This window comes from Clavibacter michiganensis, assembly GCF_021216655.1.
GTDB classification, from domain to species: Bacteria; Actinomycetota; Actinomycetes; order Actinomycetales; family Microbacteriaceae; genus Clavibacter; species Clavibacter michiganensis.
This window is the reverse complement of record NZ_CP080437.1, coordinates 3,071,477-3,086,878: the sequence shown is the minus strand read 5'-3', so window position 1 is coordinate 3,086,878 and position 15,402 is coordinate 3,071,477. Positions and strand designations below refer to the sequence as shown.

Below are 15,402 nucleotides of genomic sequence, written 5' to 3'. Positions count from 1 at the left end.
GCTCCATCAGACACCACCGGCTCCCGCGCGGAGCCGCCTGCCCCGGGGGACCAGTGGACACGCAACAGACACGACGCACGGACGAGGCCCAGGAGGGGTCGCGGTGGCGGGTCGTCTACGCCCGGCGCCTGGCGCTGAGCGACGCGATCGTCATCATCCTCACGACCTTCGGCGTGCAGTTCCTGTGGTTCGGCACCACGGCGGGCACGGTCGACCTCGGCGGCAACGCCCAGGGCGTGGCCGTGACCTACACGATGGTCTCGGTCGTGCTGATCCTCGCGTGGCTGTTCGTCCTCACGGTCTACAGCACGCGCGACTACCGCATCGTCGGCACGGGCACGCAGGAGTACAAGCAGGTCGCGGACGCGACGCTGCGGCTCTTCGGGATCATCGCCATCGTCGCCTTCCTCGTGAAGATCGACCTGGCGCGCGGCTACATCGTCACGGGCCTGCCTCTCGGCCTCGTCCTCCTGCTGCTCTCGCGCACGCTCTGGCGCGTGTGGCTCTCGGCCCAGCGTCGCCGCGGCGAGTTCTCCTCGCTGATCCTGCTGGTCGGGTCCCTCGAGAGCACGACCCACACCGCCACGACCCTCGCCCGCGCCCCCAAGGCCGGCTACCGCGTGGTCGGCGCGTGCCTCACGGGCGACGCGCGGCCCTCGCGCCTGCCGGGGCTCGACGTGCCCGTGGTCGGCAACGCGGACGACGCGCTCGTGGAGCTGGAGCGCCTGGGCGCCGACACCCTCGTGCTCACGTCGAGCGACGAGCTGCCGCCCGAGCGGATCCGCGAGCTCAGCTGGTCGCTCGAGCCCGGCCGCCACCACCTCGTCATGGCTCCGGGGCTCACCGACATCGGCGGCCCGCGCATCCACACCCGCCCGGTCGCCGGCCTCCCGCTCATCCACGTGGAGACGCCGCGCTTCGAGGGGCGCAAGCTCCTCTCCAAGCGCCTGTTCGACATCGTCGTCTCCGGCATCACGCTCATCGTGCTGAGCCCCGTCTTCCTGATCCTCGCGATCCTCATCAAGGCCACGAGCAAGGGCGACGTCTTCTACAAGCAGGAGCGCATCGGCCTGAACGGCGAGCCGTTCCACATGCTCAAGTTCCGCTCGATGCGCATGAACGCCGACGCCGAGCTGTTCGCGCTGCTGGAGCAGCAGGGCACGGCAGACACCCCGCTGTTCAAGGTGACGGACGACCCGCGCATCACGAAGGTGGGCGGGGTGCTCCGCCGCTACTCGCTCGACGAGCTGCCGCAGTTCCTCAACGTGCTGCTGGGATCCATGAGCCTCATCGGCCCGCGGCCGCAGCGCGAGGGCGAGGTCGCGCTCTACGACAGCGCCGCCCGCCGCCGCCTCCTCATCAAGCCCGGCATGTCCGGCCTGTGGCAGGTCTCCGGCCGGTCGTCGCTCTCGTGGGAGGACGCCATCCGCCTCGACCTCTACTACGTGGAGAACTGGTCGCTCACGGGCGACATCATCATCCTGGCGCGCACGTTCAAGGCCGTCTTCGGCGCGGACGGGGCCGTCTGATGGGCGGTCTGCTGGTCCAGGAGTGGATCGAGAAGTCGGGCGGATCCGAGAAGGTGTTCGACGCGTTCGCGCACGCCTTCCCCGACGCCGACCTCTTCACGCTCTGGAACGACGACCCGGGCCGCTTCGGCGACCGCCCGGTGCGGGAGAGCTGGATCGCCCGCACGCCGCTGCGGAAGCGCAAGCCGCTGGCCCTTCCGTTCATGCCGCTCACGTGGAGCTCGCTCGACCTCGACGCGTACGAGTGGACCCTCTCGAGCTCGCACCTGTTCGCGCACCACCTCGGCCACGGTGATCGCGCGACCCGCCAGCACGTCTACGTGCACAGCCCGGCGCGCTACCTCTGGACGCCCGACCTCGACCAGCGCGGCGCCAACCCGCTCGTGAAGGCCGCCGCTCCCCCGCTCCGCGCGCTCGACCGGCGCCGCGCGCAGGCGTCGCACGCGGAGTTCGCCGCGAACAGCGCGTTCGTGCGGGCGCGCATCCGCAAGGCGTGGGATGTGGACGCGCGCGTGATCCACCCGCCCGTCGACGCGACCGCGATCCGCGACACCGCGTCGTGGGAGGGCGAGCTGACCGGATCCGACGCCGAGCTCGCCGCGTCGCTGCCCGACCGCTTCCTCCTGGGCGCCAGCCGCTTCGTCCCGTACAAGCGGCTCGACCTCGTGATCCGCGCGGGCGAGGCCGCCGACGTGCCCGTCGTGCTCGCCGGATCCGGCCCGCTCGCCGAGGAGCTGCGGGCGCAGGCCGACGCCGCGCGCGTGCCCGTCACGATCGTCCCGCGCCCCTCGGACGCCCTGCTCTACACGCTGTACCAGCGCTCGCTCGCGTACGTGTTCCCCGCGGTCGAGGACTTCGGGATCATGCCCGTCGAGGCGATGGCCGCCGGCGCCCGCGTGCTCGTGAGCGACGTCGGCGGCGCGACCGAGAGCGTCGTCGACGGCGTCACGGGCGTGCACGTGCACGACTGGGAGGGCGCCGGCCTCGCCGACGCGGTCGCGCGCGCCGCCGCGCTGGACCCGGCGGACAGCGTCCGCCGCTCCGCCGACTTCGACGCGGCCGTCTTCGAGCGCAGCATCGCCTCCTGGGTCCGCCACGACGGCGCGCGCCTCGACGGAGCGGTCGCGTGATGCGCCGGCTCGTCGTCAACGAGGCGTACGCGGGGCAGCGGGTCACCGGCCAGCAGCGCTACGCGACGGAGATCGCCCGCGCGCTCGAGGGCAAGCACGGCGTGACGCGCGCCACGCCGTCGGCGGGCATCGCGTCGTCCGGCGCGCGCAGCTGGCTCTGGGTGCAGACGACCCTGCCGTGGATCACGCGCCAGGACGTGCTCCTGTCCCTCACGAGCCGCGCGCCGCTCGTCCACCGCCGGCACATCGTGGTCGTGCACGACCTCTTCGTGCTCACGAACCCCGAGTGGTACAGCCGCGAGTACGTCGTGACCCACGTGCCCCTGCTCCGCGCGAACCTGCGCGACGCGCGCGTCATCGTCACCGTGAGCGAGCCCGTCGCCGAGCAGGTGCGCGAGCTCGGGCTCTCCAGCGCGCCCGTCGTGGTCGCGCCCAACGCGCCGAGCCCCGTGTTCGGCGAGCCGCGCGGCGCGGAGGAGCGCGCCCGCGTGCTCGAGCGGTTCGGCGTGACCGACGGCGGGTACCTGCTCGCGGTCGGCAGCATGGATCCGCGCAAGAACCTGAAGCGCCTCACCGAGGCGTACCTCGAGCTGCCCGCCGAGACCCGCGCGGCGGCCCCGCTCGTGCTCGTGGGCGCGAAGAGCGCCGTGTTCGGCGACGTGGACATGGCCGAGTCGGACGACATCAAGCTGGCCGGCTACGTCACAGACGACGAGCTCGCCGTGCTCTACGCGGCCTCCCGCGGCGTGGTCTTCCCGAGCCTCGCGGAGGGCTTCGGCCTGCCGCTCGTCGAGGCGATGGTCGCGGGCGCGCGCCTCGCCGTCTCCGACATCGACGTCTTCCACTGGATCTGCGGGGACGACGCCACGTACTTCTCGCCCGCCGACACGTCCGCCATCACGCAGGCGCTCGCCCGGCTCGCGGCGGCCGACCCGCTCGAGGAGGAGGAGGCCGCGCGCATCCGCCGCGCCGTCACCTGCCGCTTCGACTGGCGCACCTCCGCGCAGACCGTCCACGACGCCTACCAGAGCATCGGGACGCGATGATCCGGCGGATCGGGCTGCTGCTCCCCACGGGAGCCGCAGGGCTCACGCGCGTGCTCCAGCTGGTGCTGCTCGTGGTCCTCACGCGCCTGTCCGAGGGGTCGGCGCAGAGCGCGCTCGTCACCGGGTTCGCGCTGCTCAGCTCGTTCGCGATCATCACCGACTCGGGCGCCGCGAACTTCCTGCTCTCGCTGCCGCGCACGCGCCTCACCCGGAGCGTGCACGCACGCGCGGTCGCCTTCCACGCGGGGCTCGGCTCGCTGGGCGCCGCCGTCGCGGTGCTCATCACCGTCGCCGCCGCCTCGTCCATGCCCGGCGAGGCCGTGCTGCTGCTCGTCGCGCTCGGCGTCAGCCAGGTGCTCGACTCGCTCACCCGCACGATCCGCGCGCCCCTGCTCGTCGGCCGCCGCGACGCCTCCTACGCGTTCCCCGACCTCGCGCTCGTGGTGCTCAAGGCCGTCCCGCTCGTGATCGCGCTCGTCGTGCCGGAGATCCTCGTGCTGCTCGCCTTCCCCGTCGTGTCGCTGATCGTCACCGCGGGCACCTGGATCGCCGTCCGCCGCGACCTCGCCACGACCAGCGACGAGCCCGTGCGCGTGTTCCCGCAGATCCTCGAGTTCGGCCTCTCCGGATCCCTCAGCGCGCTCTACTCGCAGGCGCCGCTCGTGCTCGGCACGGCGATCCTCGGGGCAGACGCCGTCGTGCCGCTCGCGCTCGCCTACCGCATCGTGCAGCCGCTCGAGGTCCTGCCCGCGACGCTCTCGCAGCAGCTGATCCCGCGGATCCGCGCCGCCGCCCGCCCCGCGCGCGCCTACTGGTGGCGGTTCGCGCTCGGCGGCCTCGTGCTGGCCGGGATCCTCGCGCTGATCCGCGAGCCCGTCGAGCAGGTCTTCGGCGGCGACGCGTTCGACCAGGCGATCTTCCTCGTGATCCTCCTCTCGGTCGCCCCCAAGTTCGGCAACTACGCGCTCATGGCCTACGCGATGGGATCCGGCCTCGTGCGCGTGCGGCTCACCGCGACCGTCGTCACGGGCGTCGTCGCCGTGGTCCTCACGCTCGCCGCCGCGCTCACGGCCGGCCCCGCCCTCCTCGCCGGCGTGACGCTCGCCGCCGAGCTCGTCCTGAGCGCCGCCATCGCCGCGCTCCTCATCCGCCACCGCCACCGCACCGTCAGGAAGGAGGACGCATGAGGACCCTCATCGTCTCCGCCGACCGCACCCTCGCGTCCGGCCACCCGCAGAACCTCGGGGACGCCTTCCTCACCGACGCGCTCTCGGAGCGCCTCCGCCGGGCGGGCCACGAGACCGTGGTCGCCGACTTCGGGCAGACCGCGCGCCTCGCCTCCACCGAGGAGCGCGTCCGCGTCTCCGGCGTGCGCGCGCTGGGCGACCTGGTGCGCCAGGTCGACGCGGTCGTCGTCGGCGGCGGCACGCTCCTCGCCGACGACCAGCCGGGCCGCCCCTTCGCGGGCCTCCCCCGCCTCATGGCCGTCACCGGGCTCATCGCGCGCACCGGCCGCACGCCGCTCGCCGTGTTCGGCGTGGGCGCGGATCCCGTCACCCGCCGCCGCGCGCGCCTCGCCCTCCGCGCGGGCCTCGACGGCGCCCGCGTCTGGACCCGCGACCCCGACTCCGCCGGCCGCGCCGCCGGGTACTCGAAGCTCCCCGTCGAGGTCGCCGCCGACGTCAGCCTCTTCGCCGCCCCCGAGCTCGCGGCGATGGCCGCGCCCGCCGACCGCCGCCGCGGCGCCGTGGTCGCGCTCAACGCGAAGCACTCCCCCGAGGTCACCCTCGCGCACGTGCAGGCCCTCGAGGAGCGCTTCGGCGAGGTCGTCTTCGTGTCGATGGACCAGGGCGACGACTCCGACGCCGGCGCCCTGTCCGCCGAGGTCCGCGCCCGGCTCACGACCGAGCCAGGCGACCACGGCTGGCGCCGCGCGGCCGAGCTCATGGCCGACCGCGAGGTCGTCATCGCCTCTCGCATGCACGCCATGTACCTCGGTACGATGCTGACGACGCCCGTGGTCGCCGTCGGTGGCGCCACCAAGGTCGGGGCGTTCACGACCGAGTTCGGCACGCGCACGGAGCCCGCGTTCGACCGGGCGGTCCGCACCGCCATCGCAGCGCCGGCCGACGCCGACGCCGCATCCACCACCGCGGCGGCTCTCGTCGCCGCCACCGCCCGCCTGGACGCGGCTTTCGAGGAGATGACCACATGGGTCCGACGTACCGCCTAGCGACCCCGGCGGTCTTCGCGGCCGCCGTGGTCCTCACCGTCCTCGCCGCGCTCGGCGGCGTGGCCCTGCTCGGCAACGAGCTGTCCTACCCGTTCATGATCGCGGTGCTCGCGATCCTGCTCGTCGGCGTGCTCGTGAAGGAGACGGTATCCAACGGGGATCCGATCACCCCCGGCGGCATCGTCGCGTTCACGGGCCTGCTCCTGTTCGTGCTGCGCCCGCTCACGGTCGCCAACAGCATGGAGACGAGCCCCGGCGCCATCGCCGACACGCGCTTCTTCTCCCCCACGCTGCAGCTCGCCGCGAGCTCGGCGCTCATCGAGGCGCTGATCTTCTTCTCGGCCTTCTTCGTCGTCTACTACTACTCGGTGGCCCGCGAGGCCCGCCGCATCAGGCGCGGCGGCGAGGACGCGAAGGCCCTGGAGGACAACGCCATCGCCGGCGGTCCCGCCGTCGTCGACCCCGACACGCAGGTCCGCTGGCAGCGCGTGTTCAACACGTCGGTGGCGCAGGCGCTCGTGGTCATCTCCTCGGTCGTGGCCCTCGGGCTCCTCGTGTACCTGGTGCTCTCCTCCGGCGGCATCCAGGCGTACACGACGGGCCTCGCCAACCGGAGCGACTTCCTCTCCGGCAAGTCGTTCATCGGCCTCTCCTACATCCCCGTGCAGATCGCGATCGTCTACAACGTGCTCGCGCGCCGGCAGAAGGGCCTCGAGGGCTGGAACTGGGTCAACCTGGTCGCCGTCCTCGTGCTCGTGGTCTGCGCCGGATCCGCCGGCGGTCGCGGCCCGCTCATCATCGGCGTCTTCCTCCCGTTCCTGATCCTCAAGCAGATCGGCCCGAAGCCCTTCCGCTTCCGCACCATCGCCCTCATCGGCGGTGTCACGGCCGTGGTCGCGATGGTCTACTCGATCGTCATCCGCGAGTCCACGTTCGACAACGGCCGCTCGCTCGACCGCCTCACGCAGGACCCGCTCGGCGTCCTCCTCGACCGCCTCACCAGCGGCATCGAGACCCGCCCGTTCGACGTGCTCATCCGCCTCAACGAGGTCGCGTCGCTGCCCGACTTCGTCTACCAGTGGGGCGCCACGTACGCCGCGGTGCCGGCCTGGTTCGTGCCCCGCGGGCTCTGGGAGGACAAGCCGTTCGGCGGCGGCAACACGTGGTTCACCTCGACGTACGTGCCCCGGTTCTACGGCGTCAACCGCGTCGAGACGAGCCTGTCGGCCATCGGCGAGGCGTTCGCGAACTTCGGGATCCCCGGGGTCGTCGCCGTCGGTGCGCTCCTCGGCCTCGTGGCCGGCCTCTTCATCCGCGCCCGCATGCGCCGCCGCGGGCTCCTCGGCGCGGCCATCGCGGTCGTCGTCACGCCGTACCTCTTCTCCCTGATCCGCGGCGACGCGTACCAGGGCATGTCGACGAGCATCGCGTCGCTCGTGATCCTCCTCGCGTTCTTCTGGATCTCCTCCACCCGCAAGCAGGTCACCGGCCCCGTCAGCGCGCCCGTGCCGCTGCTCGACGAGACCGCGCCCGCGGCCGTCCGCGAGCAGGCGCTCATCGGGGCGGGGGTCGCCGGCCTCGGTGCCGTCGGTGGATCCGCCCAGGCGTCCGCTGACGCCCGTCCCGCGGTCGGCAACGGCCGCGCCTTCCCGGCCGGCAAGCCGGCCGTGAACTGGACGCCCGACCGGTGAGCGGCATCGACGGCATCCTGCCCCCGGCCGACGGACCGGACGGATCCGACGGATCGACCGGCCGCCGCAGCCGCCGCGCCGACCGCGCGGAGCGCGACGCCACCCGCCGGCCCCTGTGGAAGCGCAAGCGCCTCTGGATCCCGGTCGGCGTCATCGGCGTCCTCGTCATCGGCACCGCGATCTCGGCCGCGCTGATCCTCCCCCGCGTCGACACCGTCCAGGCCGAGCTCCGCGACGCGCTCCCGCTCTCCGACCAGGTGCAGACCGCGCTCCTCGCGGGCGACATCGACACCGCGAAGGCCGGCGCCGCCGAGCTCCGCGACCACACGGCGAAGGCCGCGGAGGCCGCGGACGACGGCGTGCTCGGCGCCTACGAGTGGATCCCCTTCGTCGGCCCGAACCTCCACGCCGCCCGCGTGCTGGCCGCCACGAGCGACCGGCTCGCGACCGACGTCGTCACGCCCGCCACCGAGGTCTCCCTCTCGGCGTTCACGCCCGTGCTCGGCCGCATCGACCTCGACGGGATCCGCTCGCTCGGGCAGACCGTGCAGACCGCGAGCGACGGCCTCACGGGCGCCCGCGCCGAGCTCGACACCATCGACCGCGACAGCCTCTGGGCGCAGGTCGCCGACGACGTCGACCTCATGGACGACACCCTCACGAGCACGGAGGACACCGCGAGCACCTTCCGCGAGGTCACCGGGGTCCTCCCCGACCTCCTCGGGGCCGACGGCGCGCGCAACTACCTGCTGATGTTCCAGAACAACGCGGAGGTCCGCTCCACCGGCGGCAACCCGGCCGCGCTCGTGCTGCTGACCGTCGAGGACGGCACCGTGCGGATCGCGAAGCAGGCGTCGAGCAACGACTTCCCGCGGAACGTCCGCCAGGGCGACGTGCCCGACGAGACCGTGCGCCTCATCGAGCCGCGCTCGGACCGCTTCGAGCAGAACATCACGATGTTCCCCGACTTCCCCACGTCGGGCGCCCTCGCGAAGTCGTACTGGGAGGCCAACATCGGCGACCGGGTCGACGGCGTGCTGTCGTTCGACCCCATCGCGCTCAGCTACCTGCTGGAGGCGACCGGGCCGATCACGCTCGCCACGGGCGACGAGCTGAACGCGGAGAACGCGGTGCCCACGCTCCTCGGCGCCGTGTACAGCCAGTACCCCGACTACCTCGCGCAGGACCGCTACTTCGCGAGCGCGGCCAGCACGATCTTCGCGAAGCTCGTCACCGACACTCCGCCCGTCGTGCCGCTGGTCACCGCGATCGACCGGGCCATCGACGAGCGCCGCCTGCTGCTGTGGAGCACGGTGCCCGAGGAGCAGACGCTCATCGAGGGCGGGCCGCTGAGCGGCGCGCTGCCGGACGACAACACCGAGCAGACCGCGATCGGCCTGTACTTCAACGACATCGGCTCGGGATCCAAGATGAGCTACTACCTGCGCTCCGCATCTCGGATCCAGGCGGAGACCTGCGGCGACACCACCACGTACACGGTGTCCGTCGACATGACGAGCATCGCGCCGGCGGACGCCGCGACGAGCCTGCCGCGCTACGTCACGGGCCTCGACGGCAAGGCCAAGGGCCGCCAGTTCGACGACCTGCTCGTCTACGGCCCCGTCGGATCCACCGTCACCGGCTGGAAGACCGACGCCGACCTCACCACGGAGGAGGCGCGCGGCACCGACATGGGGCGCGGCATGATCCGCATCCGCACCGAGCTCGCGCCGCAGGACACCAAGACCGTCGACGTCACGTTCACCATGCCGACGCCCGACGACCAGGGCCCGCTCGAGGTCCGCCACACGCCGCTCGTGCGCCCGCTCGAGTCCGACATCACGCAGGTCCCCTGCTCCACGGGCGGCTGATCCACCGCCCGCCGCCACGACGCCGCACCGCCCGCCCCGGATGGGGGCTTCGCGACCGTCACGCGCTCCCCATAGGCTCGACGAGCCGCCGGGGGACGCCACCGCCCCCGCACGCCCGCACGCCGCCCCCGCGGATCCTCCAGGCCGAGAGCACACGTTGACACCCAGCACCACCACCACGACGCCCCGCCGGGCGCACCGCGTCCGTCGCTGGATCGTGCGCACCCTCCTGGCGCTCCTCGTGCTCCTCCTCGCCTGGCTCCTGGCCGGCATCCCCCTCTTCGTCTTCCCCCCGGCGAGCCAGCCCGACAAGGCCGACGTGATCTACGTCATCGGGCCGCCCAACCCCACGCGCCGCGACCTCGCGGCGAAGCTGGTGGACGAGGGCTTCTCCGACACGGTCGTCTTCTCGGTGCCGCCCACCGGCCCGCAGTCGGCCGCGGAGCTCGCAGCCTGCAACGGCGAGTTCCCCTACGCCGTCACGTGCGACACCCCGTCGCCGTTCACGACGCAGGGCGAGGCGCGATACCTCAAGGAGAAGTCCGAGGAGAACGGCTGGACGAGCGCCATCGTCATCACCTGGACCCCGCACGTCACCCGCACGCAGCTGATCTTCTCGCGCTGCTTCACGGGCGACCTCATGGTGGTCGAGGACCCGGTGGACTTCAGCCTCCGCCAGTGGGTCTCGCAGTACACGTACCAGACCGGCGCCTTCGTCAAGGCGCTCGTCACGCCGGGCTGCTGACCGCCGCTCTCGACGCGATCGACCCTGCGTGGCCAGGCGGTCAGCCGCACGGGGTTGAATGGTCGTCATGACCCCCGCGATCGGCCCGACGACCGGCGACGACATCCACCTGATCTCGCTCAACGTGCGCATGCCCTGGCACGGCACCCGCGAGGGCGAGGCCGACCACTGGCCCGAGCGCCAGGAGGTGCTCACGCGCTTCCTGCAGCAGGAGCGGCCCACGGTGCTCGGCGTGCAGGAGGCGCTGTGGCCGCAGATCCAGGCCATCGAGAAGGCGCTGCCGCCGTCGTACCGCATGATCGGGCAGGGCCGCGAGGGCGGCAGCCACGGCGAGCACGGCGCGATCTTCTACCAGGCGTCACGCCTCACCCTCCTCGAGCACGACGTGATGTGGCTCTCGGACACCCCCGACGTGATCGGCAGCATGACGTGGGGCAACCCCATGCCGCGGATCCTCACGTGGGCCCGCTTCCAGGACGAGGCCACCGGCCACCCGCTCGTCGTGCTCGACACGCACCTCGACCACGACGTGGCCGAGGCCCGCGACCGCGCCGCCGAGGCCATCGCGGAGCTCGTGCGCACGCGCTTCGCCGGGCTGCCGCTCGTGCTCATGGGCGACTTCAACGCGCCCGTCGACTCGTTCCCCTACGACGCCCTCACCCGCCGGGCCGGCCTCCGCGACTCCTGGCTCGACACCGCCCGACAGGCGACCCCCGCGTTCGGCACGTTCCCCGACTACCGGCCGCCCGTCGTCGACGGCCCGCGCATCGACTGGATCCTGGTGAGCGACCGCGTGGACGTGCGCGCCGCCGCGGTCAACGACTTCGCCTGGCGCGGCCGCATGATGAGCGACCACCTGCCCGTGCAGGCGCTCGTGCGCCTGAGCTGACGCCGCCGGTCGAGCTGATGCCGCCGGCTGGGCTGACGCCCGCCGTCACGCGTGCGTCCGCCGCCCCGCGCGCCTCGTAGCCTGGGGGGATGACCACCGCACCGAAGGTATTCGCCATCCACGAGAACCCCGAGTGGTTCGGCCCGTTCGCCGCCGCGCTCGACGCGCGCGGCGTCCCCTACGAGGAGTGGCTCCTCACCGACGGCGTGCTCGAGATCGACGAGGCGCCGCCCGAGGGGATCTTCTGGTCGAGGATCAGCGCATCGGCGCACACGCGCGACCACGCGCTCTCCAAGGACTACACGCGCGCGCTCATGAGCTGGCTGGAGGCGCACGGCCGCCGCACGGTCAACGGCCGCCGCACGATCGAGCTCGAGGTGAGCAAGGTCGACCAGCTGACGGCGTTGCGCGCCGCCGGGATCGAGGTGCCGCGCACGCGGGCCGTGATCGGCAGCCACCGCATCGTCGAGGCGGCGCGCGGACTGCCGACCCCGTTCATCACCAAGCACAACCAGGGCGGCAAAGGACTCGGGGTCCGCAGGTTCGACAGCGTCGAGGAGCTGGCCGCCTACGTGGAGGGGCCCGACTTCGAGGAGCCGCAGGACGGGATCACGCTGCTGCAGGAGTTCCTCGAGGCCGCGACGCCGCGGGTCACGCGGGTGGAGATCGTGGGCGGGCGCTTCGTCTACGCGATCCAGGCCGACACCGCGCGCGGCGGGTACCAGCTGTGCCCAGCGGACGCGTGCGCGATCGACCCGACGACGGGCGCGCTCGTGATGCCGCCCGGCGCGACCATCGCGCAGGAGCCCGGCGACACGATCTTCTCGCTGCGTGAGGACATCACCGCGGAGCACCCGCTCGTGGAGCGGTACGTCGCGTTCCTCGCGGGGCTCGGGGTCGAGGTGGCCGGGATCGAGTTCATCGAGACCGCGGACGGCAGGCTCGTGACCTACGACGTGAACACGAACACGAACTACAACGCGGGCGTCGAGGCGGTCGCGGAGGCGTCCGGGCCGGGCGCGGTGGCGGAGCTCCTGGAGCGCGTGCTGCGGGAGACGTACCCGGAGGGCTGACGTCGCGCGCGGCCCGACCTGGCGGGCCGCGCGCCCGGCGGCGTCAGGCCGCCGGGCCGCCGTCCTCGGGAGCGACCGCGGAGGCGGCCGCGCCCTGGTCCTCGGCGATGCGCGTGTGGTGGTGGATGACCTCCGCGACGATGAAGTTCAGGAACTTCTCCGCGAAGGCCGGGTCGAGCCGCGACTCCTCGGCGAGGGCGCGGAGGCGGAGGATCTGGCGGCGCTCGCGCTCGGGATCCGCCGCGGGGAGCCCGTGCGCGGCCTTCAGCCGGCCGACCGACTGCGTGAACTTGAAGCGCTCGGCGAGCAGGTGCACGAGGGCGGCGTCGATGTTGTCGATGCTCCCGCGGATCTCCCCCAGCTCCTCGAGGGCGGCACGGGCGTCGTCGTCGAGGGGCGCCCCTGCGGGGCCGGTGTTCTCAGGCATGCGATGACCCTACCCATCCGCGCCTGGACGACGGAGGCGGGCGTCCCCGATGGGGACGCCCGCCTCGGATCGCACGGGGCGATCAGTCGACGATGGTGACCTTCACGTCGATGTTGCCGCGCGTGGCGTTGGAGTACGGGCAGACCTGGTGGGCCGCGTCCGCGATCTCCTGGCGGCGCTCGGGCGCCACGTTGGGGAGGTAGACGTCGAGCTCGACCGCGAGGCCGAAGCCGCCCTGGCCGTTGTCGCCGATGGAGACGCTGGCGGAGACGCCCGCGTCCTTCGTGTCGACGCCGGCGTTCTTGCCGACGAGGTGGGTGGCGCCGAGGAAGCAGGCGCTGTACCCGGCGGCGAAGAGCTGCTCGGGGTTCGTGCCCTCGCCGGAGCCGCCCATCTCCTTGGGGGGACGGGTGTCGAAGTCGATGCGGTCGTCCTCGCTGCGGACGTGTCCGTCGCGCCCTCCGCCGGAGGCGTGCGCGATAGCGGTGTAGATGGGTTCCATGGATCCATCAGACCACGACGAGCCTGGGAGCACTCGTCGCGGCACGTGGACGTTCGCGGCACGGACGGTGGATCGCGGGCGAACGCGCCGGGACGCCCGAGTGGGGTCCGCGAGCAGCCCGGGCGCGTCGTGGCCGGCGCTCCGGCGGCCCCGACGACGGCTGCGCCGCGGCCGTCCGCCGGTCAGGGCAGCAGGCCCGAGCGGTAGCCCCACACGACGGTCTGCAGGCGGTCGCGGGTGCCGAGCTTGGTCATGATCCGGGTGAGGTGCGACTTCACGGTGCTCGTCTCGATCACGAGCCGGCCGCCGATCTCGTCGTTGGAGAGGCCGTCGCCGAGTAGCCGCACGATGTCCTGCTCGCGCGGCGTGAGCACCTCCGTGCCCGGGTGCACGGCTGAGGCAGCCCGGCGGCGGGTGAACTCGGCCATCACGCGGCGGGTGGTGACGCCGTCGAGGGCGGCGCGGCCCTCGGCGAGCGCCCGCACGGCCTGGATGAACTCCTCGGGCTCCGCGTCCTTGAGGACGAAGCCGCGGGCGCCTGCCTCGAGCGCGCCGAAGACGTACTCGTCGAGGTCGAAGGTGGTGGCGACGAGGACGGCGGGACCCGGCCGGTCGTCGCCGGGCCGGCGGTCGGAGGCGTCCGCGTCCGCTCCCGTGATCGCGCGGGTCGCCTCGATGCCGTCGCCGCCGGGCATGCGCACGTCCATCACCACGACGTCGGGCGCGAGGCGACGCACGAGCTCCACGGCCTCGCGGCCGCCCGCGGCCTCGCCGACCACCTCGATCCCGCCTGCCGTCTCCAGCACGACCCGGAAGCCGGCGCGGACGATGGACTGGTCGTCGACCAGCACCACGCGGATCACGCGTCGGCCCTCGGCGCCGGCACGTGCTCGACCGGCATCGGCTCCACGGGCAGCTCGAGGCGCACGCGCCAGGTGCCGGATCCGGTGGGTCCCGCCTCGAGGCGGCCGCCGACGAGCGCGGCCCGCTCGCGCATGCCGACCAGGCCGTAGCCGGGCGCGGTCGCGGGGGCGGCGGCGGGCAGCGCGTTCTCGATGGTGAGGGCGATGCGCGCGGGGCCGGATGCCGTCGTGAGGGTGACCGCGGATCCGGGCGCGTGCCGCCGCGCGTTGGCGAGCGACTCCTGCACGGTGCGGTACGCGGTGACGTCGGCGAGCGGCGCGAGCGCGGGCGCCTCGCCGGTCGTGCGCTCCTGGACCTCGGTGCCCGACGTGCGGGCGGCCGCCACGAGCCCGGGCAGGTCGGCGAGGCCCGGCACGGGGGCGGTGCCCGCCTCGCCGCCGCCCTCGCCGTCGGAGCCCTGGCGGAGGATCCCGACGATGGAGCGCAGCGCGTCGAGCGTCTCGCGGCCCTGGCGGCGGATCCCGCGGAGGGAGTCCTTGGCGCGCTCCGGGTCGAGGTCGACCAGGCGCTCGGCGGCGCCCGCCTGCACGACGAGCGCCGTCAGGTGGTGCGCGGCCACGTCGTGCAGCTCGCGGGCCATGCGCGTGCGCTCGGCGGCGACCGCGGCCCGGCTGAGCGTCGCCTGGTGCTCCAGGCTCTCGGCCGCCCGCGCGAGCACGTCGCGGTCGTGGCGGCGGCGGAGCGCGACCCAGGATCCGACGGCGGCGCCGGCCGCGGCGATGAGGAGGCCGCTGACGAGGATCGACGCGGCCGCGATGACCGTGTCGACGCTGAGCCGCACGTCCACGGTCGTGGGCACGAGCAGCCCGCGGACCTGGCCGGTGGCGGCGAGGTACGCGCCGACGGCCTCGATCCCCACGGCCGCCGCCACGACGCGCACCGCGGACGCCGGCGCGAGCTGCGCCCCGACCGTGTACGCCGCGACGACGGGCGCGGCCGCCCAGAACCCGAAGTGCGGCGGGAGCACCGCGACGAGCGCGCCCTGCAGGAGCGAGACCGCCAGGAGCGTCGACCGCGGGTGCCGGCGGCGGAAGGCGAGGGGCGCGCACTGGACGACCGCGAGGATCCCGATGAGCGCGCCCTGCGCCGGCGACATGCTGCGCGAGGTGCCGTCCGCCCAGACGAGCGCGGCGAGGACGCCGAGGAGGAGGACCGTGAGGACCGCCCAGGCCGCGGCGGCGGCCGCGTCCCGTGCGGCGTCCGTGCGGATGCCGACGCGGGCGAGGCCGGCGCGGACCCCGTCGGCGATCGCTCCGCGCGGACGGGCGACGACGCGGGCGCTCGCGGCGGCATCGTCGAGCGTCGGCTGGGTCACGCTCCGAGCATGGCAGCCGGGACGGCC

General features: G+C 73.6%; 14 protein-coding genes. 10 read left to right on the top strand and 4 right to left on the bottom strand.

From position 1 onward, the window contains the following. Positions 1-53 precede the first annotated feature (53 nt). From K0V08_RS14720 to K0V08_RS14675, 10 genes are all read left to right on the top strand, one after another. Entirely contained in the window at positions 54-1,529 is a 1,476-nt protein-coding gene (locus tag K0V08_RS14720; RefSeq protein ID WP_012037405.1) for a sugar transferase, read from the top strand. Further along, complete coding sequence (locus K0V08_RS14715) at positions 1,529-2,659, top strand: glycosyltransferase (protein WP_012037404.1); 1,131 nt, start codon at positions 1,529-1,531, stop codon at positions 2,657-2,659. The genes K0V08_RS14720 and K0V08_RS14715 overlap by 1 nt, the downstream gene beginning before the upstream one ends. Beyond that, complete coding sequence (locus tag K0V08_RS14710) at positions 2,659-3,705, top strand: glycosyltransferase family 4 protein (RefSeq protein ID WP_174239774.1); 1,047 nt, start codon at positions 2,659-2,661, stop codon at positions 3,703-3,705. The genes K0V08_RS14715 and K0V08_RS14710 overlap by 1 nt, the downstream gene beginning before the upstream one ends. After that, complete coding sequence (locus K0V08_RS14705) at positions 3,702-4,892, top strand: hypothetical protein (RefSeq protein ID WP_012037402.1); 1,191 nt, start codon at positions 3,702-3,704, stop codon at positions 4,890-4,892. The genes K0V08_RS14710 and K0V08_RS14705 overlap by 4 nt, the downstream gene beginning before the upstream one ends. Further along, the gene (locus K0V08_RS14700) at positions 4,889-5,938 is read left to right on the top strand and encodes a polysaccharide pyruvyl transferase family protein (RefSeq protein ID WP_079531820.1); all 1,050 of its coding nucleotides are present in this window, start codon (positions 4,889-4,891) and stop codon (positions 5,936-5,938) included. The genes K0V08_RS14705 and K0V08_RS14700 overlap by 4 nt, the downstream gene beginning before the upstream one ends. Then, entirely contained in the window at positions 5,917-7,629 is a 1,713-nt protein-coding gene (locus K0V08_RS14695; protein WP_079531817.1) for an O-antigen polymerase, read from the top strand. The genes K0V08_RS14700 and K0V08_RS14695 overlap by 22 nt, the downstream gene beginning before the upstream one ends. After that, complete coding sequence (locus tag K0V08_RS14690; protein WP_079531814.1) at positions 7,626-9,500, top strand: DUF4012 domain-containing protein; 1,875 nt, start codon at positions 7,626-7,628, stop codon at positions 9,498-9,500. The genes K0V08_RS14695 and K0V08_RS14690 overlap by 4 nt, the downstream gene beginning before the upstream one ends. Before the next feature lie 157 nt (positions 9,501-9,657). Next, entirely contained in the window at positions 9,658-10,245 is a 588-nt protein-coding gene (locus tag K0V08_RS14685) for a YdcF family protein (protein WP_011931933.1), read from the top strand. 67 nt (positions 10,246-10,312) lie between these two features. Beyond that, entirely contained in the window at positions 10,313-11,134 is an 822-nt protein-coding gene (locus K0V08_RS14680) for an endonuclease/exonuclease/phosphatase family protein (protein ID WP_227267017.1), read from the top strand. An 89-nt stretch (positions 11,135-11,223) separates the two neighbouring features. After that, positions 11,224-12,207, top strand: coding sequence for an ATP-grasp domain-containing protein (locus K0V08_RS14675; protein ID WP_079531809.1), 984 nt, complete (start codon positions 11,224-11,226; stop codon positions 12,205-12,207). A 43-nt stretch (positions 12,208-12,250) separates the two neighbouring features. Here K0V08_RS14675 and K0V08_RS14670 read toward each other — a convergent pair whose 3' ends face one another. The 4 genes from K0V08_RS14670 to K0V08_RS14655 form a co-directional block, all read right to left on the bottom strand. Continuing rightward, positions 12,251-12,634 (bottom strand): chorismate mutase, encoded by a 384-nt coding sequence (locus K0V08_RS14670; RefSeq protein WP_011931930.1) that lies wholly within the window; start codon positions 12,632-12,634, stop codon positions 12,251-12,253. 82 nt (positions 12,635-12,716) lie between these two features. After that, positions 12,717-13,136 (bottom strand): organic hydroperoxide resistance protein, encoded by a 420-nt coding sequence (locus K0V08_RS14665; protein ID WP_011931929.1) that lies wholly within the window; start codon positions 13,134-13,136, stop codon positions 12,717-12,719. 182 nt (positions 13,137-13,318) lie between these two features. Continuing rightward, positions 13,319-13,999, bottom strand: a complete 681-nt coding sequence (locus K0V08_RS14660; protein ID WP_079531808.1) for a response regulator transcription factor — start codon at positions 13,997-13,999, stop codon at positions 13,319-13,321. After that, positions 13,996-15,375, bottom strand: a complete 1,380-nt coding sequence (locus tag K0V08_RS14655) for a sensor histidine kinase (protein ID WP_079533666.1) — start codon at positions 15,373-15,375, stop codon at positions 13,996-13,998. The genes K0V08_RS14660 and K0V08_RS14655 overlap by 4 nt, the downstream gene beginning before the upstream one ends. Positions 15,376-15,402 lie beyond the last annotated feature (27 nt).

Coding starts and splice junctions, on each gene's coding strand:
- K0V08_RS14715 (WP_012037404.1), top strand. CDS start 1,529: ATGGGCGGTCTGCTGGTCCAGGAGTGGATCGAGAAGTCGGGCGGATCC.
- K0V08_RS14710 (WP_174239774.1), top strand. CDS start 2,659: ATGCGCCGGCTCGTCGTCAACGAGGCGTACGCGGGGCAGCGGGTCACC.
- K0V08_RS14705 (WP_012037402.1), top strand. CDS start 3,702: ATGATCCGGCGGATCGGGCTGCTGCTCCCCACGGGAGCCGCAGGGCTC.
- K0V08_RS14700 (WP_079531820.1), top strand. CDS start 4,889: ATGAGGACCCTCATCGTCTCCGCCGACCGCACCCTCGCGTCCGGCCAC.
- K0V08_RS14695 (WP_079531817.1), top strand. CDS start 5,917: ATGGGTCCGACGTACCGCCTAGCGACCCCGGCGGTCTTCGCGGCCGCC.
- K0V08_RS14680 (WP_227267017.1), top strand. CDS start 10,313: ATGACCCCCGCGATCGGCCCGACGACCGGCGACGACATCCACCTGATC.
- K0V08_RS14675 (WP_079531809.1), top strand. CDS start 11,224: ATGACCACCGCACCGAAGGTATTCGCCATCCACGAGAACCCCGAGTGG.
- K0V08_RS14670 (WP_011931930.1), bottom strand. CDS start 12,634: ATGCCTGAGAACACCGGCCCCGCAGGGGCGCCCCTCGACGACGACGCC.
- K0V08_RS14665 (WP_011931929.1), bottom strand. CDS start 13,136: ATGGAACCCATCTACACCGCTATCGCGCACGCCTCCGGCGGAGGGCGC.